This window comes from Vibrio sp. 10N.222.52.B7, from assembly GCF_041474275.1.
Classification (GTDB): Bacteria; Pseudomonadota; Gammaproteobacteria; order Enterobacterales; family Vibrionaceae; genus Vibrio; species Vibrio crassostreae_C.
In genome coordinates, this window is sequence record NZ_JBFRTU010000118.1 from 873 (window position 1) to 1,078 (window position 206).

Here is a 206-nt window from a genome sequence, read left to right on the forward strand (position 1 = left end):
GTTGAACACCGTGAAAGCGAAGCTGGCGTGATTGTTAGCTTAGGTCTGAAGCCAAGCGAAGAGACGCTAGCAGTATGGCCTCATCAGTTTGATGCTCGCTTGAATGTTGAGATCGGCGAACAACTAAAAGTAACGCTGGACGTGAAGAACACTGATTCTCAGCCATGGACTTTCTCTGGTGCACTACACACTTACCTAAACGTTGG

General features: G+C 48.1%; 1 pseudogene. It reads left to right on the forward strand.

Annotated elements, in window-relative coordinates:
* Positions 1 to 206, forward strand: a pseudogene (locus AB4512_RS20995) (D-hexose-6-phosphate mutarotase); the annotation flags it as partial.